The organism is Candidatus Venteria ishoeyi (genome assembly GCF_030378065.1).
GTDB lineage: Bacteria > Pseudomonadota > Gammaproteobacteria > Beggiatoales > Beggiatoaceae > Venteria > Venteria ishoeyi.
Window position 1 is genome coordinate 62,571 of sequence record NZ_JAUCGJ010000009.1, and the last position, 24,834, is coordinate 87,404.

Annotated in this window: 22 protein-coding genes and 2 tRNA genes; 15 read left to right on the forward strand and 9 right to left on the reverse strand. The window is 47.2% G+C overall.

Annotated features, from left to right (window positions below):
- Window positions 1-13: 13 nt before the first annotated feature.
- Entirely contained in the window at window positions 14-1,864 is a 1,851-nt protein-coding gene (locus tag QUF61_RS04420) for a M61 family metallopeptidase (protein ID WP_289680687.1), read from the reverse strand.
- A 249-nt stretch (window positions 1,865-2,113) separates the two neighbouring features.
- Between QUF61_RS04420 and rdgB the strand changes: the two genes are divergently transcribed.
- From rdgB to QUF61_RS04440, 4 genes are all read left to right on the forward strand, one after another.
- Complete coding sequence (rdgB, locus tag QUF61_RS04425) at window positions 2,114-2,722, forward strand: RdgB/HAM1 family non-canonical purine NTP pyrophosphatase (protein WP_289680690.1); 609 nt, start codon at window positions 2,114-2,116, stop codon at window positions 2,720-2,722.
- Window positions 2,723-3,967 carry a molybdopterin molybdotransferase MoeA gene (gene moeA, locus QUF61_RS04430; protein WP_103920571.1) on the forward strand — a complete coding sequence of 415 codons (1,245 nt, stop codon included), beginning with the start codon at window positions 2,723-2,725 and terminating at the stop codon, window positions 3,965-3,967. It begins immediately after the preceding gene.
- A gap of 80 nt (window positions 3,968-4,047) precedes the next feature.
- Complete coding sequence (locus QUF61_RS04435; RefSeq protein WP_289680693.1) at window positions 4,048-4,803, forward strand: 4'-phosphopantetheinyl transferase family protein; 756 nt, start codon at window positions 4,048-4,050, stop codon at window positions 4,801-4,803.
- A gap of 72 nt (window positions 4,804-4,875) precedes the next feature.
- Window positions 4,876-5,442: a Uma2 family endonuclease gene (locus QUF61_RS04440; RefSeq protein ID WP_103920569.1), complete on the forward strand. Its 567-nt coding sequence runs from the start codon at window positions 4,876-4,878 to the stop codon at window positions 5,440-5,442.
- A gap of 14 nt (window positions 5,443-5,456) precedes the next feature.
- Here QUF61_RS04440 and QUF61_RS04445 read toward each other — a convergent pair whose 3' ends face one another.
- Window positions 5,457-7,187, reverse strand: coding sequence for a hypothetical protein (locus tag QUF61_RS04445; protein WP_289680696.1), 1,731 nt, complete (start codon window positions 7,185-7,187; stop codon window positions 5,457-5,459).
- 170 nt (window positions 7,188-7,357) lie between these two features.
- Here QUF61_RS04445 and ygfZ point away from each other — a divergent pair, with 170 nt between their 5' ends.
- The 5 genes from ygfZ to QUF61_RS04470 all read left to right on the forward strand — a co-directional run bounded on the left by ygfZ (window position 7,358) and on the right by QUF61_RS04470 (window position 13,785).
- Window positions 7,358-8,389, forward strand: coding sequence for a CAF17-like 4Fe-4S cluster assembly/insertion protein YgfZ (ygfZ, locus tag QUF61_RS04450; protein WP_103921273.1), 1,032 nt, complete (start codon window positions 7,358-7,360; stop codon window positions 8,387-8,389).
- Between the two features lie 63 nt (window positions 8,390-8,452).
- Entirely contained in the window at window positions 8,453-8,833 is a 381-nt protein-coding gene (gene sdhC / locus QUF61_RS04455; protein WP_289680698.1) for a succinate dehydrogenase, cytochrome b556 subunit, read from the forward strand.
- A gap of 98 nt (window positions 8,834-8,931) precedes the next feature.
- The gene (gene rluB, locus QUF61_RS04460; RefSeq protein WP_103921271.1) at window positions 8,932-9,765 is read left to right on the forward strand and encodes a 23S rRNA pseudouridine(2605) synthase RluB; all 834 of its coding nucleotides are present in this window, start codon (window positions 8,932-8,934) and stop codon (window positions 9,763-9,765) included.
- Window positions 9,766-9,812: 47 nt separating this feature from the next.
- On the forward strand, window positions 9,813-13,274 hold the full coding sequence (locus QUF61_RS04465; protein ID WP_289680700.1) for an Hpt domain-containing protein: 3,462 nt from the start codon (window positions 9,813-9,815) through the stop codon (window positions 13,272-13,274).
- Window positions 13,275-13,332: 58 nt separating this feature from the next.
- Window positions 13,333-13,785 carry a chemotaxis protein CheW gene (locus QUF61_RS04470; RefSeq protein WP_103921269.1) on the forward strand — a complete coding sequence of 151 codons (453 nt, stop codon included), beginning with the start codon at window positions 13,333-13,335 and terminating at the stop codon, window positions 13,783-13,785.
- A gap of 16 nt (window positions 13,786-13,801) precedes the next feature.
- Here the strand turns inward: QUF61_RS04470 and QUF61_RS04475 are convergent, their stop codons facing one another.
- Window positions 13,802-15,235, reverse strand: a complete 1,434-nt coding sequence (locus QUF61_RS04475; RefSeq protein ID WP_289680701.1) for a sensor histidine kinase — start codon at window positions 15,233-15,235, stop codon at window positions 13,802-13,804.
- 11 nt (window positions 15,236-15,246) lie between these two features.
- On the reverse strand, window positions 15,247-15,966 hold the full coding sequence (locus QUF61_RS04480) for a class I SAM-dependent methyltransferase (RefSeq protein WP_286019472.1): 720 nt from the start codon (window positions 15,964-15,966) through the stop codon (window positions 15,247-15,249).
- 239 nt (window positions 15,967-16,205) lie between these two features.
- On the opposite strand from QUF61_RS04480, the gene QUF61_RS04485 reads away from it, so the two are divergent.
- Window positions 16,206-16,493 carry a hypothetical protein gene (locus tag QUF61_RS04485; RefSeq protein WP_289680702.1) on the forward strand — a complete coding sequence of 96 codons (288 nt, stop codon included), beginning with the start codon at window positions 16,206-16,208 and terminating at the stop codon, window positions 16,491-16,493.
- 31 nt (window positions 16,494-16,524) lie between these two features.
- The gene (locus QUF61_RS04490; protein ID WP_103921266.1) at window positions 16,525-17,736 is read left to right on the forward strand and encodes a type II secretion system F family protein; all 1,212 of its coding nucleotides are present in this window, start codon (window positions 16,525-16,527) and stop codon (window positions 17,734-17,736) included.
- On the opposite strand, the gene QUF61_RS04495 is transcribed toward QUF61_RS04490, so the two are convergent.
- Window positions 17,656-19,083 carry a GGDEF domain-containing protein gene (locus QUF61_RS04495; protein WP_289680705.1) on the reverse strand — a complete coding sequence of 476 codons (1,428 nt, stop codon included), beginning with the start codon at window positions 19,081-19,083 and terminating at the stop codon, window positions 17,656-17,658. The two genes, QUF61_RS04490 and QUF61_RS04495, sit on opposite strands and share 81 nt — an antisense overlap.
- Before the next feature lie 46 nt (window positions 19,084-19,129).
- Window positions 19,130-20,095: a thiamine-phosphate kinase gene (gene thiL, locus QUF61_RS04500; RefSeq protein WP_289680706.1), complete on the reverse strand. Its 966-nt coding sequence runs from the start codon at window positions 20,093-20,095 to the stop codon at window positions 19,130-19,132.
- Window positions 20,096-20,191: 96 nt separating this feature from the next.
- Between thiL and QUF61_RS04505 the strand changes: the two genes are divergently transcribed.
- From QUF61_RS04505 to QUF61_RS04520, 4 genes are all read left to right on the forward strand, one after another.
- Window positions 20,192-20,821 carry a MotA/TolQ/ExbB proton channel family protein gene (locus QUF61_RS04505; RefSeq protein ID WP_103921306.1) on the forward strand — a complete coding sequence of 210 codons (630 nt, stop codon included), beginning with the start codon at window positions 20,192-20,194 and terminating at the stop codon, window positions 20,819-20,821.
- Window positions 20,818-21,249 (forward strand): ExbD/TolR family protein, encoded by a 432-nt coding sequence (locus QUF61_RS04510; protein WP_103921262.1) that lies wholly within the window; start codon window positions 20,818-20,820, stop codon window positions 21,247-21,249. Before QUF61_RS04505 ends, QUF61_RS04510 begins: the two co-directional genes overlap by 4 nt.
- A gap of 233 nt (window positions 21,250-21,482) precedes the next feature.
- A tRNA-Ser gene (locus QUF61_RS04515) sits at window positions 21,483-21,575 on the forward strand.
- 31 nt (window positions 21,576-21,606) lie between these two features.
- Window positions 21,607-21,683, forward strand: a tRNA-Arg gene (locus QUF61_RS04520).
- 504 nt (window positions 21,684-22,187) lie between these two features.
- Here QUF61_RS04520 and QUF61_RS04525 read toward each other — a convergent pair.
- From QUF61_RS04525 to QUF61_RS04535, 3 genes are read right to left on the reverse strand one after another with little or no spacing between them, the layout of a single operon-like run.
- Window positions 22,188-22,988: an efflux RND transporter periplasmic adaptor subunit gene (locus QUF61_RS04525; RefSeq protein ID WP_289680709.1), complete on the reverse strand. Its 801-nt coding sequence runs from the start codon at window positions 22,986-22,988 to the stop codon at window positions 22,188-22,190.
- Window positions 22,989-24,302, reverse strand: a complete 1,314-nt coding sequence (locus tag QUF61_RS04530; protein WP_289680711.1) for a TolC family protein — start codon at window positions 24,300-24,302, stop codon at window positions 22,989-22,991.
- A complete protein-coding gene (locus QUF61_RS04535) occupies window positions 24,299-24,832 on the reverse strand; it encodes a thioredoxin family protein (RefSeq protein ID WP_289680713.1) in 534 nt (177 codons plus the stop codon). The genes QUF61_RS04530 and QUF61_RS04535 overlap by 4 nt, the downstream gene beginning before the upstream one ends.
- Window positions 24,833-24,834: the final 2 nt, after the last annotated feature.

Below are 24,834 nucleotides of genomic sequence, written 5' to 3' on the forward strand. Positions count from 1 at the left end.
GGAATTAAATAACTTATGCAGTAATTAACTTTTCCCGCCATGTATTCAAACGCGATAAACAGGCCGCAGTTGCTGCTGTTTCTAGTGTTAACAGACAAATATCCGCAGACGGGGCCTGTAAAGTAAGCTGTACATGCAGCAACTCATTACGGCGAAAAAAATGTACCGATAACACATCACCAGGCTGATAAGATTTCAGGCGTTTATCCAGATTGAGCGCATTTACTTTCCACGCATCCAGCGCAATAATGTGATCACCTGCTGCCAATCCTGCTTGCTGTGCAGCCTCACCGGTGAATACAGTGGCAATTACAACTTGTTTTTTATTCGGTTTGAGACGTATCCCCAGGCTGGCATAAGGCGATGCTTGTTTAGATACAGTGTCCTCTGTTAATAATCCACCCTTATCGTTCAGTGAATGTGCGGGACGGAACTGACATTGAATAGCTAAATCAGCAAATAAGTCAGCAAGTGGTAATTCTTTTTTTCCATATAAATAGGTTTGAAAAAAATCTTCCAGTTTTATGCCGCTCAGCGTTGCTGCCAACTTTTCAAAACCCTCTTCAGGAACACCTTCCCCGGTTTTGCCATAGCTTTTCCAGCTTGCCTGCATAAGCGTATCAAGACTGACTTTTCCCTGCGTATCCCGGCGTAAACGCATATCCAGTGCAAATGCCAGTAAGGCACCTTTCAGATAATAAGAAATCGTCGCATTGGGTGTGTTTTCGGATTTTAAATATAATTTGGTCCAGGCTTCAAAGCTGGAATCTGCCAGAGATTGATGAGTACGCCCCGGCATTTGATAATGTCGGGTAATGGTCTGTGCCAGCAAGCCAAGATAATCTTTAAGTGAAATTAAACCGGTGCGCAACAAGTTGAGATCATCATAATATGCGGTAATACCCTCAAACACCCAAAGCTGGCGGGTATAAACCTCTTTAGATAAATCAGGCTGGATAAATGCCGTGGGTTTGATACGTTTCACATGCCATAAATGAAAATATTCATGACTGCATAAACCCAGAAAGCGTTGATAATCTTTATCCGGGGCAGCGTGATCATCCGGCATTAAGTCGCCATGTTTGCAAATCAGCGCGCAACTGTTACGATGCTCCAGGCCGCCATAAGCATCATCAACCGCCAATACCAGAAATACATAACGCTCCATTTCCGGCAGTTCACCAAATAAAGCCACATGGCCTTCGCAAACGGTTTGTATATCCCGTTGCAAACGTTGTAAATTGGCCCGCTGGCGACCACTGATAACCAGATCATGTGGCACCCCGGCAACTTCAAAACTGACCAGGGTAAAAGCACTCATTTCTACCGGATGATCAATCAGCTCCGCGTAGTTATCCGCCCGATAATCACCAAAGCCATACAATGGCGCGCTGTTATTGGTTTGGCTGTGGCGTGACAAACTGGTTGCAACCCGCCAGTTCCCACATTCAGGATCATCTGGTGCAACCAGCGTCACTGCACAGGCTTCATCTGCCTGCCCTGCGACCTGCATAAAAACGCAACTGGCGTTAAAAAAAGCCCGTTGCTTATCCAGCCAGGCTCCGCGCACACATAGTTCATGCGCATAAACCGTGTAATAAACCTTTAATACACCCTCACAAGGGGCGCAAAACCAGGTGTTTTTATCGGTACGGCTGACCGCAACCGGGCAACCTTCTGATTCTGCGCTGAACTCAATCACATGCTGGGCAAAGTTGCGAATCATATAACTGCCGGGCAACCAGGCAGGTAAGGAGAATTTTTGTCCTGTTGCGGCAGGTCTTAAAACGGTACAGGTAATATGAAATAAATGCGCGTTTAAGGATTGGGCTTCAATACGATAATGAATTTTTTCAATATTCATGAGCATTTCGGAAATTTTGAACATTCTGTATTAATAAAAAGCAGTACATCATACCCCTTCATAGCAACAAAAACACCTTTGCCAAATATAAGAAATAACAGTATCCCCTATTATCCAAGCATTATTTCAATAATTAACTGCACAAACCTGTTTGTATTTATATTTCCTGCGTCGATTAAGCTTCACTTCATTGCGTTAAGAATACATTATATACTGTCCACTTGATATGACGCTAACCAAGGAAAAACCATGAGTCAAATTGTACTGGCCAGTAACAATGCCGGGAAAGTTCAGGAATTTAATGAATTACTGGCTGATCTCAACATGGAAATTATCCCGCAGGGAAAGTGGGACTTTCCAGAAGCTGAAGAAACCGGCTTAAGTTTTGTTGAAAATGCCATACTCAAAGCGCGCCATGCCTGTGAGCATACGGGGCTGCCTGCGCTGGCAGATGATTCCGGTATTGAAGTCGATGCCTTAGACGGTGCACCCGGTATTTATTCTGCCCGTTTTGCAGGTCAGGGCGCAAGTGACGCAGATAATTATGACTTATTACTGAATAAGCTGAAAGATACGCCATCAGCAGAGCGTAGCGCACGTTTTCAATGCTTGTTAGTGTATATGCGTCATGCCAAGGATCCAACGCCCTTAATTTGTCAGGGAGCCTGGGAAGGACAGATTCTCAGCACGCCGCAAGGTGATAATGGTTTTGGTTATGATCCGGTTTTTTATGTGCCGGATTTGGACTGCTCTGCCGCACAGCTCAGCAGTGAACAAAAAAATCAACGCAGTCATCGCGGACAGGCGTTGCGCGCATTACATGCACAATTACAAACCCGCTTGCAGGAGGCTGGATAAATGAGCAATGATTGCTGTGGTGGCAGCCATAAAAAAATGTTGTTACTGGAACAAGCACGTCAGCGTATTCACGATAGTATTCAGCCCGTAAGCGGTGTTGAGCAACTGCCGGTGCGTGATGCCCTGCACCGTGTGCTGGCGGCTGATGTACATTCCAACCTGAATGTCCCCGCTTATGATAATTCAGCTATGGATGGTTATGCCATACAAGGTAGCGATATTCCTGCCAATGGCACAATTCGGCTGGAAATGATTGCTACCTCCTGGGCAGGTAAACCCTGGTCTGGCACCATGCAGGCAGGCCAAACAGTGCGCATCATGACCGGTGGTAAAATTCCACAGGGCGCAGATACCGTGATCATGCAGGAAGATGTGGAAACCGATGAACAATTTATACAAATTGGGCATCAGCATAAACCTGGACAGCACCTGCGCAAAGCCGGGGAAGATATTGCAAAGGATGCAGTGGTATTGCCAGCAGGACGGCGCTTGTTACCCGCTGATTTAGGTTTACTGGCTTCTGTAGGAGCCACGCAAATATCCGTGCGGCGCAAGCTGCGCGTAGCTTTTTTCTCTACCGGTGATGAATTGTGTTCTATTGGTGAGCATCTGGATGATGGTCAGATTTACGACAGCAACCGCTACACCTTGTACGGTATGTTAAAACGCCTGGATGTGGAAATGATCGACATGGGCGTGATTCGCGATCAACGCGATCTGATTCGCCAGGCATTTCAGGAAGCCTCCAGCATTGCCGATGTGTTGATTACCAGTGGCGGCGTATCGGTGGGTGAGGCGGATTTTGTCAAAGACACCCTGGAAGAGATGGGGCAGGTGGATTTCTGGAAAGTGGCGATTAAACCGGGCAAACCACTGGCCTTTGGTAAGGTGCAGCAGGCCTTGTTTTTTGGCTTGCCGGGTAATCCGGTTTCAGCCATGGCAACCTTCTATCTGTTTGTGCAACCTGCGCTGAAATGGGCGATGGGACAAACCGAAGTGTTTGTCCCCCGGCTTAAGGTCAAGGCTGCGGAAAAATTCAAAAAACATCCTGGACGTCTGGATTTTCAACGCGGTATTTTGCGCATGGAAGATGGCGAAGCCAAAGTCTACAGTACCGGGGGACAGGGTTCCGGTATTCTGACTTCCATGAGCCGCGCCAATTGTTTTATTGTACTGCCGCTGGAAAGCACGGGTGTTGAAGCCGGGGAATGGGTTGAAGTGGAGCCATTTGAAGGTTTGTTATAAGCCCTTGGGAGCGCCGACATTCTGTCGGCTTTCTGGAAGGCGGCACTCCCGGCAAATTAACCTTTAAACTCATGTAGCAAATGATAAAACACTTATCTGATAATAACTTACACATCTGGCAACTCAACACCCTTGAAGCACCGGCTTATCACGATTTGCTTACAAATTTGTCACATGATGAACAGCAACGCGCCAAGCGCTTTATCAAACCCAGCGATCAACAGCGTTTTGCCGCAGCGCGTTGTTTTCTACGATACGTTTTAGCCCGATATACGGATTGTTCTGCAACTGAACTGGATTTTGGCTATGCAGAATATGGTAAACCGGGTTTAAAGCACTTTCCCCATATTCAGTTTAACTTATCACACAGCCATGAACAGGTAATTCTGGCGATCACGCTGGAGCAGCAAGTGGGTATTGATATTGAATACCAGCAACAGCGTATCAATGTACTGGAACTGGCCCAGCGCTTTTTTTCTGCCCAGGAATTTGCTTATATACAAGGTTTGTCAGGCACTCAGCAGACTGCCGCTTTTTATCAGTTGTGGACGGCCAGGGAAGCCTATCTGAAAGCAACGGGAGAAGGCATTCGCGCTTTAGAACACGTTACAATCAACTATCCTGAGATGTCTTTATCGGATGCGCGTTGGCATCTGGATAGTTTACAAAACTGGCATTTAATTCCTATTCCTGTCGCTAATCAATATTTTTCAACACTGGCAGTAAGCAGCAAGCAACAACCTGAAATTCATTATTATGCAGACCCGGTTTTTGCTCCAGCCCTGGCTGGTGTGGGTCACACCTTTAGTACTGTAATACCGGACGTAGCGCAGTAGAAGCTGGGGAAATCTCATCTTATAGCATCGTGCTATACTTCAGAATATCATTCCAGTTTTGAGAAACCAAACATGAACGCGCAACCTAAACTACAACCCCAGGAATATCTGGTCTGGGAACGCCAACAAGAAACCCGCCACGAATATGTCAATGGTGAAATTTACGCCATGACTGGCGCAAGTCGTAAACATAACCTGATTTGTCTCAATACAGCATCCAGTTTTCACACACAACTGCGTGGACGCCCGTGCGAAGTTTATAACAACGACATGCGCGTTAAAGTTGATGAAACCGGCATGTATACCTATCCCGATATTGTCGCAGTGTGCAATGACCCGGCATTCGAGGATGCAAAAGTGGATACCTTGTTGAACCCCACTTTGATTATCGAAGTATTGTCTGATTCCACTGAAGATTACGACCGTGGCGGCAAATTCTTACATTACCGTAGTCTGCCCTCGTTACAGGATTATTTGCTCATCGCCCAGCACGAATGTCGCGTGGAACACTATACCCGCCAGGCCGAAGACCGCTGGCTGTTGACCGAATATAAACATTTGCAGGACAAGATAAGTCTGGCATCAGTGACTTGTGAACTGGTATTACAAGATGTGTATGAGCGGGTATTGGCAGCATAAGCTCATTAAAACTGCTAAGCCGCGCAAGCTGCATGTTGTTGACCCAAGTACAAGTGCCATAAAACAAAAGCATCAAGCACCCCTGCATAATGGGCCGTTTGCGTATGACCACTTTGCCGCAGCAGGTTTTGCGCACCACTTTGGCTTTCTGCTTCAGACAAGCCGGTATGCAGTAAAGCTGTTTGTAAGCGCAGATAAGCCATATTTTGAGTTGGGGTTTCGGTATTGCTTTGAGGGCTGCTATGCCAACTGGACCAGCCACTGGGTGGCAGATTACACCACAATGAAGCGTGCTCAGGTGAAACCGGCATTTTTGCCAGGGTTGGGTTTAAACGTTGCAAGGCATAACGATAAAAACGCCCCCCCAGTCTTTTGGATAAGGGTAAACCCGCCAGTGTCGTTAACACCATCTCATCCAGAAATGGATGCGCGCGCCCATAATCCCGCGCCAGCAATTGCTGTCCGGCAACATTGAAGCGTCGAATACGCTCTCCCAGATACACTGCATCAATAAACTGGCTGGCACTGAGTGCTTGCGCCTGATAGACCTCTAAGCGTAATTGCAGACGCTGGCGGAAGCGTTCTTCCAGTGCCGGTACTGCACGTAGAAAAGGATCCAGGGTCGCATTAAAAGTTTCCATTGCATAACGCTGCGCCGCACGCAAACGGTTGTTACGAAATCCACTCAGCGTGCCCAGTCCTGGTAAACTGGCACCGGGCATACCCCGTTCATAATACATGCCACAAAAAATTTCTGCGCCGATACTGTTAACCAGTGTCGCACCACGGGTGCGCGCAACCAATTCCGCGCTGATTAAGGCATGATGATGATTCAGCGGCACTTCACCACCACCGAGCTGTGCAGTTGATATTTGCGCACTTGCAAATTGATGCTCATCCAGATAACCCGTATATAATTCCGTGCCCATCCAATCAGCAATTTCATTGACTTGGGGCAGCCAGGGGGTCGTTTTGGTGCCATAGCTTAACAGGCGTGGGCGATGACCATTGGCATAAGCGGCTGCCAGCAACAGGCGTGATTCCAGATCGCCGCCGATAGGAATCAAGGCATCAGGATCACGTTTGAATTCAAGGTCAACTGCCGCCACCAAAGCATCCAGAGCTTCCTGCTCGCTGTAATTTTCTTGTGGCAGATAAAACGGTGCCGCGTGAGCAATTTGATAATTACCACTGGCATCAATTTGATACACTGTGGCAGCGTGTAAATGTTGACAGGCTGCTAGTGTGCTACGCTCACCCAACAACTGTCCATACGCCAATAATTCCAACAGGGCATCGTCATCAGCATGTGCCTGTTCGCCTAATAATTGGGAAAGTGCCAGCGCGTCCGTTGCGATATAGGTATGAAAAGCACGTTGTGCAATCAGAATAGGGAATAATCCCAGGGTATCTACTGCCAGGGTCAAATGATGCGTAGGCCGGTGATAATGAATCCAACTACGCCCGAATACGGCGCGGGCGCAACCACTGAGATTGGCTTTAACCAACGCTTCCGGCGATAAATGGCGGGCAGGGTCGCCCCAATGTAATACCACATCATCAGCAGATTCCCAGCTTTCCGCTTCGGGTACTAATAAACGACGTAACTGATGGGCAAACCCTTGATGATTCGACAGTTGGCGATCAGCCTGTGCTTGATTTTTTTCCAACGCAGTGGTGTATTGCGTCAGATGATAACTTCCGCTGGCACTACGGTGATGAAAAGCAGCTTGTATGACAGCCATGATGTCCTCAATAATAACCTGGGCGCTGGTTTATAATTCAGTCAAAACGACTGGTTTCCAGCTTGGAATAATTTGCAAAATCTGTCAGTGCTTATGGAAAAGCAAAATCTGATAGCTTCAAAAATAGAAAAAGCAAAAACCATTCCCAATTAAACAACAAGGAAAACACAATGAGCACAGACAGCTATCAACCCTATTATCAACAGCAGTTATCAGAGGCACACTTTGAGCAAAATACAGAAGGCTTCCAACGTTTATTGAACTTTGGCAATGTCACGCAGGAACATCAGCAGGCATTGCAAGGCACGGTTATCTGTGCATTAAGCGATTATGCCTTAATTGAAGTGGGTGGCAGTGAGGCCGTTCAGTTTTTGCAAGGCCAGCTCACCAATGATGTCAAGCAGGTGAGCAGTGCGCAGGCACAGTTAACCGCCTGGTGTACGCCCAAAGGGCGAGTGATTGCCACATTTTATTTATTGCAGCGCGGTGCAAATTATTACCTGTTGCTGGCTGCTGACCGCTTGGCCTGGGTGTTTAAACGTCTGCAAATGTATGTATTACGCGCTGACGTGCAATTGCGCACGGCAACTGAATTGCAGGTTTGTGGTTTTTCCACAACTCAAGCAGAGCAAATCCCGACTTGTTTTACCCTGCCTGAAGTCAACCAGGTGGAACATGATAATGGTTTGAGTGTATTGACGATTCCCGCAGCAACAGGTACGCGCTGTTTCCTGATTGCAGAAAATCTGCAATCCACCTGGGATGCCTGCCTGGAACAAGGCGCAACACCCGCAGGTCGTAGCGCCTGGAACTTACTGGATATTCAGGCGGGTTTGCCCTGGATAGAAACTGCAACTGCGCAAGCTTTTATTCCACAAATGATCAATTTCCCGGAATTAGGTGGGGTAAACTTCAAAAAAGGCTGTTATACCGGACAGGAAGTGGTTGCCAGAACCCATTACCTGGGAAAAATAAAACGCAGTATGCGGCGCGCGCGTTTAACTGGCAATAGTGATTGCCAACTGACCGGTACTGCACTGGCAGTGGCTGACGATAAGCAGAGCGTAGGCCAGATTGTGCAAGCTGCGGTTCACCCTGATGGTGGCTGTATTTGTCTGGCGGTGGTTAAAACAGATGTCGTCACACCGGAAACCGTGTTTTTACAGCAACAGCCCGAGATTTATTTGGAGTGGCTTGAATAATATAACGCCTTATGCCGTGCCAATGATGCTTGCAAAAAATTGATACAATCAGGAGATCATAAGATGAGCCAGCTTAGACCGATGCGCCCACTGTCCCCCCATTTGCAGATTTATCATTTACCATTAACGGCCAAGTTTTCTATTATACACCGCGCCAGCGGCATCATACTGAGCCTGGGTTTACCCCTGTGGCTGTATGCATTGTATTGCCTGACGCAAGGAGAAGCTGTCTGGCACAATTTGCAGGTTTATTTATTATCAGGTTTTGGCGTGTCTGCCTTGATGGTTTATGTCTTTTGTTTGTTTTACCATTTATGTAATGGTATACGCCATTTATTCTGGGATATGAATCTGGGTTTGGACTTAAAAACAGCAAAATATAGCAACTGGGCCGTGTTACTTGGCAGTTTAGGCTTGACGCTGGTGGTTTTTTTAGGCGCATAATTATCTTCGCGCCTGCGCGCCTTTAGGTTAAAATGCTTGATTAATATTTAACCTGAATCAAGCTCATGCTGAACTCAGGTTCTTTAAAGGTATATGCAATGCGTACTGAGAAAATACAAAAGGTTTTGGCTCGAATGGGCCTGGGATCACGCCGTGAAATGGAACGTGCAATCGCTGATGGACGGGTTAAAGTTGATCGGCAAATGGCAAAACTGGGGGATCGCATCACTGCGGGCGTGATAATAGAATTGGATGGGCGCAGGCACCGGGTACCGGAATTTGATGCCGCTACCCCGCGAGTGCTGCTGTATCACAAGCCGGCAGGGGAAATTTGCAGCCGCTCTGATCCAGAGGGCCGCCCGACAATTTTTGATGCCCTGCCCCCCATACGGGAAGGGCGCTGGATTGCTGTGGGACGTTTGGATTTAAACACCTCAGGCTTATTATTGTTCACCAATGATGGCGAACTGGCGAACCGCTTAATGCATCCTTCCCGGGAAATTGAACGTATTTATGCCGTGCGCGTATTAGGGGAAGTTAAACCCGAGCAACTAAAACAAATGAAAGATGGCGTCATCCTGGAAGATGGCAAAGCTTCATTTACCTATATTCGCGATGTCGGCGGCGAAGGTGCTAATCATTGGTATGAAGTCAGTTTGCGTGAAGGTCGTAACCGCGAAGTGCGGCGTTTATGGGAATCTCAGGAAATTCAGGTCAGCCGTTTGATCCGCACCACTTTTGCGGGCATTGGCTTGCCACGTAGTTTGCGTACAGGACACAGTCTGGCCCTGGAAGATACCGAAATGCGCCAGCTTTATAAATTGGTGGCATTAGAACCCCCCAAACGCGCCAAATCAAAACGTAACCCACGTAAAGTTAAACCATTTCGCTCGCGTAAAGCCGTAAAATTGCATAAGCCACGCAAGCGCTGATAGGTTATACTTTGCTTTAATTTGATAAAACAAATGGAAACAACGTCATGCCGCTGCCCTTAATCGAACTGCCTGACAAAGCACCCATGGATGAAATTGATGAAGATATCCTGGAAATCTTTATTGAAGAAGCCGAAGAAGTGCTGGAAGAAATTCATGCCAATTATAATGTCTGGAAAAACAGCCCTGCTGATACAGATTCTCTGCAAACCTTGCGTCGGGCTTTTCATACCTTAAAAGGCAGTGGACGCTTGGTAGGCGCGTTTGCGATTGGCGAATTAGGCTGGGCATTTGAAAACATGCTCAATAAGCTGATCGATGGCAGCATTGAGCGCAATGCGCATATGATGGCGGTATTGGATCAAGTTGAAAGCGCAATTCCCCGCATGGTGGAACTGTTCAAAAACGATGATAAGAGCCTACCCTATGATTTACACTTATTGATTTCCCAGGCCGACCATCTGGTTGAGAGCAAAGGCGCGGAACTGGGTGAATTTGAGCCGGAAAGCGCTGGTGCAGAAACACTTGAGGAAGTCGAAACGGTTGCTGCTGAAATCATGCCTGATACTGCGGCAGAAACGACACCAGTGATTGCAAGCAGTGAAGCTAAAGTGCTGGAAGAGGTCGTGGATATCGAACAGCAGGAAGCGGAAGAAAACAGTATTTTATTGCAGATTTTTACTGACGAAGCCACCGAACATCTTAACCAACTTAAAGCGTTTATTATTCATTGTCACCAGGGGAAAGGCTGCCAGATTAATGATGATATTATTCTGGTATTGCACACCATCAATGGTAGCGCGCGCAGTGTTGGTTTTATGGATATGGCGGCGTTGGCTGCGCAAATGGAAGCTTATGCGCGCACCAACATGGAACATCATGGACATTTAGATAAGGAAATGGTTGCGCTGCTGATAGACAGTGGCAAGATGCTGGAAAATGCCCTGCATAATCATGGCAAAGCGGCAGATGTGGAACAGCATGCACAATTACTGACAGCCTGGAGTGAACAACTCGAAAATATTTCCGCTCAATTTGCACAATCTGCACAATTGGCAACTACTGAAATGGCGGCAACATCAGTAGAAGATAAACAACTTATCGAAACGGCTTCACCAGTGGCTGCCGAGCGCAGTGAAGAACTTGATGAGTTCATGGAAATTTTTCTGGAAGAAGCCGAAGAAATCCTGGAAACCTGTCAATCATTATTAGTACGCTGGCAGGCTGCGCCAGACAGTTTGCCCCTGATTAAAGAGTTGCAACGTGAGCTGCATACGCTTAAAGGCGGCTCGCGCATGGTGGGCATTGTCGCAATGGGCGATTTAAGCCATAAACTGGAATCGGTATTGACCCAGATTGCCGAAGGGCGCGCGCAATCAAGTACTATTTTACAAAGCATGGTGCAGGAAAGTGTGGACGAACTGGCCAATATGCTGGAGCGGAAACAAAATAACGAAGTGCTGCAACCAGCAACAAACCTGATTGAGCAAATCAATGCCGCCGTGGGTGGCGAAGATGCCCCCATCAGTAGAACACCACGCATGCCAAGCGATACTGCCAAAGCTGCAAAAACGACAAAACCACAACCCAACAAAGCGGAATCTGGGCAAGAACCTGGTTTAATTAAAACCGAGAAAACCACAGAAGATATACCTGTTGAAGCCGAAGAGCGCGTACGGGTGCGTGCCAGCCTGATTGATAAACTGACCAATCTGGCGGGAGAAATGGCGATTTCGCGCGCGCATATGGAGCAGCAGCAAGGCGCAGTTAAGCTTAATACCGGTGAAATGGAAGAGACCGTCATGCGCTTGCGCGATCAATTACGACGCCTGGAAATTGAAACCGAAGCACAGATTATTTCCCACTTTGGCGATGTTGTCGTCAGTAAAGATACGGAAGAATTTGATCCGCTGGAGATGGATCGCTTTTCTGTGTTGCAACAGTTATCACGCAGTTTAATGGAAACCGTGAATGACTTACAGAGTATTCAGGAAAATCTGACCAATATGGGGCGGCACAACGATTCATTATTGTTGCAACAGGGTCGGATTGGCGCAGAAATGCAAGATAGTATTATGCGCACCCGCATGGTGCCATTTTCTCAGGTTTCCCCCCGCTTGCAACGTATCGCCCGCCTGACTTCGCGGGAATTGCATAAGCAAGTGGAATTTCACATTAACAACGACAATATTGAGTTTGAGCGCACCATACTCAATCGTATTGTTGCGCCACTTGAGCATATGTTGCGTAATGCCATTGGTCACGGTATTGAAGATGCAGACAAGCGCCGCAAAACAAACAAAAACGCTGTCGCCCAGGTCGGTATTGAGCTGGAGCAGGAAGGCGCTGAATTGATTTTGACTTTATATGATGATGGTGGCGGCATTAATCTGGATGCAATTCGGCGTAAAGCTGAAGAACGGGGTATGCTGCAAGCGGGTGAAGAAATTGCTGATGAAGAGCTGATGCAATTTATTTTGCAGCCCGCATTCAGTACCGCAAAAAGCATTACCCAGGTCTCCGGGCGCGGTGTGGGCATGGATATCGCTAACAGTGAAATCAAACAATTAGGCGGCACCCTGATTATTCACTCCAAACGGGGGCAAGGTTCACGTTTTGAAGTACGCCTGCCCATGTCACTGACCATCAGTCAGGCTTTACTGGTTCACCTTGGAGAAGAAACCCTGGCAGTACCTTTGCACAATATTGATGCCATTATGCGGGTACAACGTCAGGAAGTGCATGTCAGCAACAATGAAGAACGTTATTACACTTACATGGGGCATGATTACCGCATTGCTTATCTGGCGGATTTACTGAAATTCCCACGCGCTTCTACGGATGCCAATCTGCTGCCCATGTTGCTGGTGCGCTCTGCCAACCAAAGAATTGCTTTATTAGTGGATGCCATTGAAGGCAACCGCGAAGTAGTGGTGAAATCGGTGGGTGCTCAACTCAGCGGTATACGCTGGATTGCTGGCGCAACTATTTTGGGTGATGGGCGCGTAGTGATTATTCTGGATGTACTGACCCTGCTGCGCTCCAATATCATTGCCGAAGCCACCGAGATACAGGAAGAAAAAACAGCAACCCAGAAATTGCCGAAAAAAACCATCATGGTGGTAGATGACTCTATTACCGTGCGTAAAGTGACCGCACGTTTATTAAAACGGCAAGGCATGGAAGTGATTACCGCAAAAGATGGTTTGGATGCGATTGCACAATTACAGGATGTGACGCCTGATTTAATGCTACTGGATGTGGAGATGCCACGCATGGATGGTTTTGAACTGGCAACTCAAATGCGTAATGCAGAAAACCTCAAACACATCCCGATTATTATGATCACTTCGCGTACCGGACAAAAACACCGCGAGCGTGCAGCCAAAATCGGTATTAACAAACATCTGGGCAAACCCTTTAATGAACCGGAATTGCTGGATAATATCAGGGCTTTGCTCGATGAGCAAAAACAAGTGGAAATGGAAATGATCGCTTCCCAAAACTGAGTAATATTAGTGAGAAAATAGCCTGAATCCAAGATCAGGCTTTCCAGGTAAAATAAACATGATAGAAAAAAATAATATACGCAGTGTTTTAATCCCTTTTAGTAATAGCCACTTACTATTGCCCGCCGCAATGGTCGCAGAAATCATTCCATACCAGCAACTGCTTTCACCAGAAGGTGCACCAGCTTGGTTTTTGGGATTACTACCTTGGCGAGAACGGAAAATTCCATTGATTCTACTGGAAGCAATGGCAAAATTACCTGTCGCTCCAGATGATGAATCACACATTCCCCGTATTGTTGTGTGTTACAGCTTAAACAAGGACTATCCTTTTTATGCCATCAAGACCTGTTCTACCCCTCGCTCTTTGCGTATCAGCGGCGAAATGCTCACTCAAGCCAAACAAGTGACCGATCACTGCGGCATTGCTGCCAGTGTTCAATTAGAGCAAGAATCAGTTTGGATGCCCAGTCAAGAAACCATACAGCAATATTTACGGCAGGTTGTTTAACCCGGATATTTCATGATTATGAAGCACAGCTTTTAAAAACCGGGAAAGACAATAATACGGTTAAACCGGTTTCTGGGTTTTGCTCTGCATCCGTTAAGTGGTTGGGCATAAATTGTATTTGTCCCTGATGACGCTGCACCACAGCAGCCACCAGGCTCAAGCCCAAACCATTACCCGGTGTGCTGCGACTGTGTTCCAGACGAAAAAAACGTTGTAACACCTGTTCATACTGTGCTTCGGGAATGCCGCAACCGCTGTCACTGATTTCCAGATGCAGTTGTGCGCTTTGTAAAAATAAGGCAACCCGAATCAATCCCGATGCGGGTGTGTATTTAATTGCATTATCCAACACATTAAGCAAGGCTTGAAACAACAAATCCCGATCCCCGGAGAGATACAAGTCAGCTTGAATCTGAGTTTGCAGGATTTGTTGTTTTTCCTCTGCCATAACCGCATAAAATTCCACCGCGTCATTGACCAGTGCAGAAAAATCTACTTTCTGCACCAGGTTTTCCTGGCTGGATTCAATGCGGGTAATGCGCAACAGGGCATTAAAGGTGTTTAATAATTGATCGGCTTCAGCAATCGCTACATCCAGGCCATTGTGGCTATCGGGGTTTTGCTGCATCTGCTCCAGGCGATTACGCAAGCGCGTCAGCGGGGTGCGTAAATCATGGGCAATATTGTCGGAAATATGGCGAATTCCTGCCATTAAAGATTCAATCTGATCCAGCATGGCGTTAAGGTGTCCGGCAAGCTGGTCAAAATCATCGCCACTGCCGGTTAAGGGAATGCGCTGGCTCATTTTACCGGCCATAATTTCACGGCTGGTCTGGTTAATCTGCTCAATGCGTCGCAATACACCGTTACTCAGCAACAAACCACCAATTAAAGCCAACCAGATGGTGAGCAGCAAGCCCCAGCCAAGCGCCAGCCAGATTTGATGGCGGGTTTTTTCCAGTGATTGCATATCGCGCCCGACTAATAAATGTAAACTGCCCAGCAAAACAAACACCCGCGCCCGCGCCTGATATTGTTGTTTGCCTTTTGCTGTTTTGACACTTAAAGAGAAATTAACCCAGGGCTGGGTTTCATCTCTGGCTTCCTGCGGCCACTGTGATAAGTTACCCCGCAAAGGCCGATAATAGGCATCAGCCAGCAAATAATAAGCACGACCATCGGTATTTTTTTTGATACGCTCCCGTAATACCGACAATAAACCACTAAAACCATCACGCCGATACTGTTCCGCCAGGCCTTGCACTTCCGCTTCAATAGTTTCATCAATCTGCTGTGCCAGATAACCAGTAGTGGCCCAGTATAAAAACACGATTAACAAAATTGCCGAGCTGCCAAACAGGGCGATATACATCATGCCCAGGCGAAAAGTTGAACTGCGCAGCAGCCGGGAAAAATGGGGGTGAAAAACGGATAAGCCAGAAAATCGCATTTAGTAAAGGCTTATAACGGTGGGTGAAGATGATGCAAACGGGTACGGAAGCTTTCCACCCGCGCTGGCGGGAAATTCTGCCAGACAATTTTTGAAGTTACCCGCACAAAATGACGATTCTGATCGGGTAAGGTCTTACTGCGCAAGTCATAAGTAAACTGTACCATGACGCCTTTATCGTGTAACACCTCATTCACCTGTGCCAGAATACCCGGCACGATCTCAGGTGGCAGCGAGCGCAACGGCAAGCTGGAAACGACTGCACTGACAGGCTGATGCTCTGGCCCCAGTAATGTTTTTAAGTGGGTTGCATCACCTTCAATCACGGTTAATTGCGGGAAGCGGCGGCGTAAATGTGAAGCCAGCGCAGGCAAAAGCTCAACCACGATTAATTTCTCAGGTGGCAGGCCATAATCAAGTAAGGCTGCGGTAATATTCCCCGTACCTGCGCCCAACTCAACAATAAAACCATTGCTGTCTTTAGGCACCTGCGCTGCCATCATGCGCCCTAATTTCGGTGAACTAGGACAGGCTGCGCCAATTTCCCGTGGATTGTTCAGCATTTCCCTGGCAAATACCTGAAATCCCGTTGTTGCTGGCTTTTTGCCTTGCTGTTGGTTTTTTTTTGTGTGTCGGGTTTCGCTGGCAGCAGATAAGGTATTATTGCGCGCAACCATTCTGGAAACCGATTGCCGCACTTTTGCCCATGATTTTTTAATTGTATGATTCATCTAAATTTTGAGTGTTTTCAAGTGATGGATTTTTGCAGATTCAGCAATGCAAAAGCCTAAATTAAAAAGGCTATTGTAACGCGAAAATCCTTTCTACTAAATATTAGTTAATGTTTAGTAGAAAGGGGTTTTCGCGTGCTTGTGATAAAATTAAAGGCTAGATTAGCAAAAGGCTAGATTAGCAATGGATTATGGACAACATTGACTCTAACCCCAAAGGGGTCTTATCAAATTGAGTTATGAAACCTGACACTCGCACCACCATGTACGACATTATCTCCCAGGTTCGGGGCGCTTTCCCCTTTGGCGCACCGGAAACACAGTTATGCGCGGATGTGTGCAGTGGTTGTTCCAAAAAGTTATTGGAATTTCTGGAAACTGAAATTGAGGATTGGGAAGCGCGTCTGGATGCCGGTGATATTCCCAACTTTGGCGATATTTCGCGTATGGTTAAAATCAGCCGGAAAGTACAACGGGTTTTGATTAATAATAATTTAATTCCTCCCGAACAAACAAATACGCAATAGTTTTACCAACAGCTTCTAAACAGGTTTGCTTATGACACAATACCACTATCAGGTACTGGATAAAGAACAACGCCAAATGAGTGGCGCACTGGAGGCGAACAATGAACGCGAAGCCATGCGTAAATTGCAGCGTCAAGGACTGCGCATACTTAAAATTGAAAACCGCAAACATCCACGTTCACAAACAGGCAGCCAAAGACCCCCCAAGCAACGCGATATTCTTATCGTGTTACATGAGCTGACCACGCTGTTGGAATCCGGGGTTGCACTGATTGAAGCTGTCGAGTCGCTGGCACAATCTAATCATCACCCCATACTGGTGACGGCATTTGATGATATTGCCAGCCGTTTACGTCACGGCAGTAATTTTGCCGAAGCCATTGGGGCCAATAGCAAGGTGTTGAAATTACCCTGGTATGTACCGCAACTGCTGGAGGCGGGGGAATTGACAGGCAAGGTGGCACAGGCATTACGCGACGGTTTGACGCAAATGGAATATGAGACCAAAATCCAGAATGATATGCGTAATGCCATGATCTACCCAGCGATCTTGGTTTTCTCCGGCATTGCTGCCGTGTTGATGATTTTTATTATGGTGGTGCCACGGTTTGCTGGCATACTTAAAAACCGTGCCGCAGAAGATCTGCCTTTCCTGGCAAAAGCGGTGATTAATACCGGTATGTTTCTGAATGCGCACATGTTGTGGATTGCGCTGGGCATTGGTGCTTTTGTGATTTTATTGTTGTCCTTATGGAAAAATAAAACCTGGCGCAATCGCATTCAGGAAAGCTTTACCCGCCTGCCGTTGTTCGGAGAATGGCTGCTGGAGTCTGAAACTGCACGTTGGGCGGCAATGATGGGTACTTTGCTGGAGAACCGGGTCGCCTTATTACATGCACTTGATTTAGCACGGCGTGGCATTCAACTGCCGCAACTTAAAGCCCGGTTGGAGCAAGTGAGTCAGGCAGTACGTGCCGGTACGCCACTTTCCCGTGCCTTGCAGGATCAAGATGCGATGACCGCTACCGGACAAAATCTCATCCGTGCCGGCGAGCGTGCCGGGGAATTGCCGCGTATGTTGAAGTCGTTAGCGCGTTTGCTTGAAGAAAGCGGTCAACAACGCATGAAGCGTCTGTTACTGATGATTGAACCCATTGCCATTTTAGTCATTGGCAGCGTCATCGGGGTGATTATTACCGGCGTTATCCTGGCTATTACCAGCGTCAACCAGATCAGTATCTGAAATAAAGTGACTTCTGCTATTGTCATAGACAGCGACCTGGTTACGCCCTTTGTTTTTGGCTTGATACAGCGCTGTATCCGCCTGCTCAATCAAGCTAATCATTTCGTTATTTTTGTGGTATTCAGCAACACCGATGCTGATGGTCAGTTGTCCAATACCTTCAAAATGGTTCCCGGCAACACTTTCCCTGAGGCGTTCAGCGGTATAGGCGGCACGTTCTAAACCAGTAAGCGGTAACATCAGAATAAATTCCTCCCCCCCCCAACGACCCAGCAAATCTGTGGTGCGAAGGCCTTGTTTAAGCAGTTCCACCACTTCCTTCAACACCCGATCCCCCACCGGATGACCATAATTATCATTCACCTGTTTAAAGTGATCGAGATCGATCAGTATCAGCGACAGGCGCTCCTTGCCATAGCGATTAACCCGATAAAGCTCCTGACGTATGCGTTTTTCAAATTTCTGGCGATTGGCAATGCCTGTGAGTGGATCAGTGGTTGCCAGGTGTTCCAGTTTAACAGTCTGGCGTTCCAGCAGCATGACGACTTCTTGTAATTCAGCCGCATGATTACGCAGCATTTCAGCCCAGCGACTGTAAGCCAGATTAACCAGTTCACGCTGCCGCACCACGCCCAGCAATTGATTACCTTCCGTGACAACAATGCGTTTGAAGTGATTTTTATTAATAAACTCCAGTGCCTCCCGTATCGTTGCAGTATGCGGCACAGTCTGTAATGGTTGCGTCATCACCTCAGATACTGACATCTCCTGGGGTAATTGTTTAGCAATAATACGCACGGCATCTTTAGTGGTGATAATACCTACCGGTAAATCAGTTGCAACCACGATGATACAATCATCAATGAGTTCCAATTGGCAAAGCACTGAACTGATTGGAGTTTGGGCTGAGGTTGTGTGAATTTCCCGCAGCCGGAATAGATCGTAAAGTTCCTGGCGTTCAATAATAATTTCCGGATCAATACTGGAAATCAGGTCGGAATAAGAAACAATACCCATTAATTCATTATTATCTGTCACCACACCTAAATAATCATCATCGTCACAAAGTTGACCAAACACTTCTAAAATATTCGTGGTGAGTGGAAAACAGGGTAATGCTCTACAGGGATATTCGGTTAGTGGCTGTGCCAGGTCAAGACCGTGTGTATTTAAATAAATCAGGTCATTGGCAGTAAACAAGCTAAATGTTTTGTTATTACTGTCCACTACCACAATATCCCGCAGACCCTTTTCTACCATGCGTTGCATTGCTTCAGCAATAGAGGCACTGCCAACAATGCTAACCGGATGTTGAACCGCGATCTCGCCTATGGATGGGAAAACCAAAACAATGCCCCCTGATTAAAAAGTAAAAACAAAGCTTTTGAGTATACTAGAAAAAGTGCTGATAACCTTTATTTTCAAGACCATCCTGCCATAGCTGCTGATTTTCATCCAGGCAGCGTAAGCCCGGTTCAACTGTAATCTGCCCGATACAGCAATAGCTTTGTCCTGCTAAGGCAGACTCCAGTTGTTTTATCCGCTCTGGCGGTACAGTAAAACAAAGCTCGTACTCATCCCCCGCCGTCAAAGCCAATTCCCATGCCTGTTGCGGTGATAAATGCGGCAATAACAACGGAGACAGGGGTAAATCTGCCAACTGTAATTGCGCACCAAGCTGACTGCGCTCCAGAATATGGCCTAAATCCGCCCATAAACCATCAGAAATATCAATTGCGCTACTGGCAATGCCGCGTAAGCACTTGCCAATTGCCAAACGCGGGACGGGGCGGTTTAAGGCCAATAATGCCTGCTTTTGTTCAGATGCAGATAAATGCACCTCACCGTTTAGACTCTTTAAGGCCAGACCCGCCGCACCTAATTCTCCCGTCACATAAATAAAATCACCAGGCTGCGCAGTATGCCGTTGCAGCGCCTGACCACTGGGTACAAATCCCATAATCTGCACAGAAACACTTAATGCCCCACGCGTGGTATCGCCACCGATTAAAGCGACTTGATGCTGTTTTGCCAATGCTCCCAAGCCCTGGCTAAAAGCTGCCAACCAGCCTTCATCAACACCGGGCAGCGTTAATGCCAAAGTCATCCATGCCGGTATTGCACCCATTGCCGCCAGATCACTGAGATTCACAGCCAATGCCTTATAACCCACATCTTCCGCGCAGGTTTGCAGCGGAAAATGCACCCCTGCAATCAAGGTATCCACTGCAATCACTAACGCCTGTCCCTGCGGCGGCAGACATAAAGCGGCATCATCGCCAATACCCAGTAATACATCATCGCGCTGTGGCGTGAGTTGGTCGAAATACTGGGTGATAAGATCAAATTCTCCGGGCATATTTAAAACCTGTTAAACTAAACTGTTTTGTCATTAGATTTATCTTAACAGGAAATTATACAGGTGTTTGAGTTCATCAAAGCAGGCGGTTTTTTAATGTACCCCATTCTTCTCTGCTCCCTGGTTGCAATGGGCATTATCGGTGAGCGTTTCTGGACACTGCAACGCAAACGCATTGTCCCGCAAGGTCTGGTTGCCAGGGTCTGGAGTTGGGTAAAAGAAGACAAACTGGATCGCCATCGGGTTGAAGCCTTGCGTAATGGCTCCCCGCTGGGCAAAATCCTGGCAGCCGGTTTAATCAACCGGCACTGCTCACGCGATGTGATGAAAGAAAGTATTGAAGAAGTGGGTGGACAGGTCGTGCATGCTTTGGGGCGTCACCTCAATATGCTGGGCATTATTGCCTCTATCGCACCACTGTTGGGTTTATTAGGCACGGTTGTCGGCATGATCGAAGTATTTGCCACCATCACCAGTGAAGGCGTGGGTAATGCCAGCGCTTTGGCTGGCGGAATTTCCAAAGCCTTGTTTACCACCGCAGCCGGTTTAAGCGTCGCCATTCCCTCTTTATTTTTTTATCGTTATTTACGCGGTAAAGTTGCGGGACTGGTGGTGGATATGGAACAGGAAACCGTGCGTATGCTGGATGTTTTACATGGCGCGCGTGAGGCAAACGAAAAAAACGACGGCAGCGAAAATCTCGCAAGCAACGGAGCGGTTTCATGAACCTGCGCCACCACCTGCCCGAAGACAGCGAGTCACTGATCGATCTTGCGCCTTTGATCGACGTGGTGTTTATTTTGCTGATCTTTTTTATGGTTTCCACCACCTTTGTGCAAGAATCCGAACTGGAAGTAAATTTACCCGAAGCCAGCAAAGCACCCAGCGCCGCGCCACCGCAAACCATCACAGTGCAGGTGGACAGCCAGGGACATTTTGCCGTCGGTGGCAAAACCCTGTTTAATGATCGTTTAGACACCTTAAGACGCGCACTGGAGCGAGAAATAAAAAAATATGACAATGACAAGCCCAGCTTGTTAATCAATGCCGATGGCGGCGCACCTCATCGCGCAGTGGTTATGGTGATGGATGCTGCGCAACAGGCAGGTATTCGTCAGGTGGGTATTGCCACACGCAGTCCTGAGCAAGACTGAGTTAAAGCTACACCGCAAAGATACACTGCGGAAAAGCTGGACTTGGTCAGCCTCCCAGGAATTAAGCATTTAATAACACCTGAAACTTCTATCATATAAGGCCACATAAGGACTGTTTAGTCATATCTTAAATTTTTTCAAAAACTACTTGCTCAATTAAAAAAAGATTGTATAATAGCCGCCTCTTGTGGACATCCTTTAACAATAAGGTGATTGTTTAAAGGTATTCTCAAGGAGAGATGGCCGAGTGGCTGAAGGCGCTCCCCTGCTAAGGGAGTATAGGGTTTATAGCTCTATCGAGGGTTCGAATCCCTCTCTCTCCGCCATGATTATTGTTCACAGGGATGTAAAAAATACGCGCCTGTAGCTCAGTTGGATAGAGTACCTGGCTACGAACCAGGCGGTCGGAGGTTCGAATCCTTCCAGGCGCGCCATTTTTTCAAGGACTTATAACTTTAAGTCTTTTTATTTGCAAAATTTTTGCAAAACCCTCAAAGTTCTACCTCCATCCAATTTATCTTGTGTCCCTGCAAGTAATGTTTTGTCATTTTTTCACTGGTATACCCCAGTAAAGATTGAACAACAGTTTTAGATTTTCCCGATTGCTCATAAATTGAAGCACCTAAACTACAGATTTCATAAAATCCTGGTAATGTAGACTTATAGTTCCACACCTACAAATCGTGAATCATGTCGTATTTTTTAGCTCTGTTTAAATGCTCCATCGGGTATATACATTTATTTTCTTTAGCACTGCGCCGCCAGTTGAGTTGTTGCAGGTGCGTTGCTGTTGTTTCTATCGTCTATGAGCAGCAGTTTTTCCAGACCATAAAAAATACAGCGGCTTAACACTTATCGTCTGCTGCCAGTGGTTTTTCTGGGTGACAGGCGCGATAGGCGGCTTCAACGATGGTGGCAAGTGGCTGGCTCATATATTTTTAATTCATTGAATCAATAGCTGGCAAAATCAACTCGACCTGGGTGCCTGGAAGCAAGCGTTGTTGAGGGGTGAAATGCATGTTTATCTGCGGTGTATTATTTTGTGGATTCAGCCCTGATTGCACAACTTCTGCCTGATACGAGGATTTGTCTGCAAGCTGTAACTGTAGTGCTGTGATGCCTTGCAGTTTTTGCCATTGTGCCAGTGTTAAAGCTGCGGTTGCCGACATGAACTTATCATCGATCAGGGTTAATAAGGCTTGGCTCTGACATTGATTATTGACCGCCTGCCCTGCCTGGATATGGATTTGCGCCACGCGACCGGCAAACGGTGCGTTTAGTACCCGCTCATCCAGTGCCACCTTAGCCTGACTGATACGGGCTTTACTGTCTTCCAGTGTGGCTAAGGTTTTTGCCAGCAGATTCTGGCTGACTTGCCATTCATGGGTGGAAATCAGCGTCTGCTCGTATAAAGCCTGAGTGCGCTCGGCTTCGCGTTTGGCTTCTGCATAAGCAGATTTGGTGTGCTTAAACAGGATCAGCGCAGCGGATAAACGGGCTTTTTCTGCGCGTTGATCCAGGCTCAACAGGATTTGTCCGGCTTTGACGCGATCCCCGACTTTCACTTTGAGCGCAGCAAGTTTGCCGCTGGCAGGCAGGCTCAAGTCCACCTGTTTACCCCAGGACAGTGTAGCGGTGATCGTTTTTTGCTCTGTTGCAGGTGCAATGAGGGACTCTGCATAAGCAAAATCCAGCATTGCGCAACAAATCAGTAAAACTTTCCAGCATAATTTCAACATTTATGGGTTCTCTTGTATTGCACTTTCATCAGGTGTTTGTTTTTTTTCACCTGGTGTTTTCCCCAGCAGGGCATCCAGTTTGGCCCATTGCAGGGCAATGTCATATTCGGTGCGCTTGGCAAATAATTCGGCTTCAGTTTGTTTGACCAGGGAGTTACCCAGATCGGAATTAACTTCCATATCATATAAGGTACGCGCTTCATCCAATGCCATTTCCCGCCATAATAAACGCGCTTCCACCGACGTCCGTTGTCCATTGAGATTTTGTAGCTGTAACCAGGTATTTAACACCGCCTCACGTACTGCCAGCATTTGCGTCTGGAGTTTGCTTTCCTGCTGATAGCGTTCCGCTTGCGCTTTGGCAATGTTGGCATTCACCCGGTTGCCAGGATAGATAGGTACTTCCAGTTCAAAACCGATACGAAACGGGTCGCGAGAACCCAGCTTCCGTCCCCAGTAATTGGCCTCCATCCGCCCCAGTAATAAAGGATTTTTTTCTGCACGCTCTGCATCTACGCGATATTGCGCGGCAATAATCTGCTCGCGTAACATGTTCAGTTCAGGATTTGCGTCCAATGCCTGTTGAGTCAGCATCTCGATATCGGGTAAGATTTGTTGATTTTGTTTTAAGTCAGGTTCTGTCAGTTCCGAGGGCACTTGCTCTGGAACACCCAGTGATTGCGCAAGGCGAACCCGGGTAAGGCGCTGTTGCCTTTCATGACGACCACGTTTTTGCAGCACTTCCTGATAAGCCGCCTGTGCCTGTGCCAGTTGTAAATCTGAGCGTTGCCCCTGTTGATGGCGATCTTTAGCGCGATCAAAATGAATAAAGGCAACCGCCATTGCTTCATTGCTGACCCGGTATTGCAAGTCAGCCAGCAAGACATTAAAAAAATTTTCCATGACTTGCAGGCGTTGCTGTTGCTGCACGGCGATTAATTGTAACTGCGCTGCCGCCAGTGTTTTTTCTGTGGCCTGACTGGCTGCCTGGGTACGACCAAAGTCCAGTAGTGGTTTATCCACGAATAAACGCATGGTAAAGTCATCATGACTTTGATCAGCAGATAAGCCTGGTGGATCGACCCAACGCAGGCGGCTGCTCAGATAAATATCCAGATCATCACTCGCCTGGGCCAACTCATGCTCCGCTTTGGCGTATTGCTGATTGGATTTTTGCTGTTTAATCAGCGCATTGTCGTAATCATTAATGAACGCCAGCGCAGCATCCAGCGTCAGTGGCTCTGGCAGGTTTGGTGGCGGTAGGGCGGCACTGGCTACAGGCAGCAGCCAGAGACCTAATAAGATGGCTTTCATTTTTTGGCACGTTGCGCACGGCGGTATTGACTGAAACGTTGTTTATTTTTATACGCACCTGTGGCGATATATTGTCCCATCCAGATAAATTCCTGGGCATCTTTGGTCGGGCCGGTATGACGATACAACTGCTTGCCTTCCAGATCATAAAAAATAATAACCGGCGTTGCCCGTACTTTATTTTTTTGGGAGAAGGCTTTGGCTGTGGTCTCTTTAGCTGTAAAATCAACCAGTTCGGTATCGCCTTCAATATCAATAGGCAGGATTAAAAAGCGGGGTTTGAAATAGTCCTGCACATCCTTGCGAGTAAAAAAGGTCTCCCGCATCCGCGCACAAAATGGACATTCATCCATTTCAAAAAACAGTATCAAACCTTGTTTTCCTGCTTCTCGGGCATTGCCTAGCTCTTCGGGAAGATTCCCCCAGCTCTGGTCGAAAAACTGACTATAGGCATCTTCTTTGGCGATGACATCAACGGGTGTGATAAAAATAAACACACTTAATAAAAAGGTGGAAAGGGACGTTTTCATAG

Excerpts from the sequence above, each read along its gene's own strand:
- QUF61_RS04420 (WP_289680687.1), bottom strand. The coding sequence starts at position 1,864 with ATGAATATTGAAAAAATTCATTATCGTATTGAAGCCCAATCCTTAAAC.
- rdgB (WP_289680690.1), top strand. The coding sequence starts at position 2,114 with ATGAGTCAAATTGTACTGGCCAGTAACAATGCCGGGAAAGTTCAGGAA.
- moeA (WP_103920571.1), top strand. The coding sequence starts at position 2,723 with ATGAGCAATGATTGCTGTGGTGGCAGCCATAAAAAAATGTTGTTACTG.
- QUF61_RS04435 (WP_289680693.1), top strand. The coding sequence starts at position 4,048 with ATGATAAAACACTTATCTGATAATAACTTACACATCTGGCAACTCAAC.
- QUF61_RS04440 (WP_103920569.1), top strand. The coding sequence starts at position 4,876 with ATGAACGCGCAACCTAAACTACAACCCCAGGAATATCTGGTCTGGGAA.
- QUF61_RS04445 (WP_289680696.1), bottom strand. The coding sequence starts at position 7,187 with ATGGCTGTCATACAAGCTGCTTTTCATCACCGTAGTGCCAGCGGAAGT.
- ygfZ (WP_103921273.1), top strand. The coding sequence starts at position 7,358 with ATGAGCACAGACAGCTATCAACCCTATTATCAACAGCAGTTATCAGAG.
- sdhC (WP_289680698.1), top strand. The coding sequence starts at position 8,453 with ATGAGCCAGCTTAGACCGATGCGCCCACTGTCCCCCCATTTGCAGATT.
- rluB (WP_103921271.1), top strand. The coding sequence starts at position 8,932 with ATGCGTACTGAGAAAATACAAAAGGTTTTGGCTCGAATGGGCCTGGGA.
- QUF61_RS04465 (WP_289680700.1), top strand. The coding sequence starts at position 9,813 with ATGCCGCTGCCCTTAATCGAACTGCCTGACAAAGCACCCATGGATGAA.
- QUF61_RS04470 (WP_103921269.1), top strand. The coding sequence starts at position 13,333 with ATGATAGAAAAAAATAATATACGCAGTGTTTTAATCCCTTTTAGTAAT.
- QUF61_RS04475 (WP_289680701.1), bottom strand. The coding sequence starts at position 15,235 with ATGCGATTTTCTGGCTTATCCGTTTTTCACCCCCATTTTTCCCGGCTG.
- QUF61_RS04480 (WP_286019472.1), bottom strand. The coding sequence starts at position 15,966 with ATGAATCATACAATTAAAAAATCATGGGCAAAAGTGCGGCAATCGGTT.
- QUF61_RS04485 (WP_289680702.1), top strand. The coding sequence starts at position 16,206 with ATGAAACCTGACACTCGCACCACCATGTACGACATTATCTCCCAGGTT.
- QUF61_RS04490 (WP_103921266.1), top strand. The coding sequence starts at position 16,525 with ATGACACAATACCACTATCAGGTACTGGATAAAGAACAACGCCAAATG.
- thiL (WP_289680706.1), bottom strand. The coding sequence starts at position 20,095 with ATGCCCGGAGAATTTGATCTTATCACCCAGTATTTCGACCAACTCACG.
- QUF61_RS04505 (WP_103921306.1), top strand. The coding sequence starts at position 20,192 with ATGTACCCCATTCTTCTCTGCTCCCTGGTTGCAATGGGCATTATCGGT.
- QUF61_RS04510 (WP_103921262.1), top strand. The coding sequence starts at position 20,818 with ATGAACCTGCGCCACCACCTGCCCGAAGACAGCGAGTCACTGATCGAT.
- QUF61_RS04525 (WP_289680709.1), bottom strand. The coding sequence starts at position 22,988 with ATGTTGAAATTATGCTGGAAAGTTTTACTGATTTGTTGCGCAATGCTG.
- QUF61_RS04530 (WP_289680711.1), bottom strand. The coding sequence starts at position 24,302 with ATGAAAGCCATCTTATTAGGTCTCTGGCTGCTGCCTGTAGCCAGTGCC.
- QUF61_RS04535 (WP_289680713.1), bottom strand. The coding sequence starts at position 24,832 with ATGAAAACGTCCCTTTCCACCTTTTTATTAAGTGTGTTTATTTTTATC.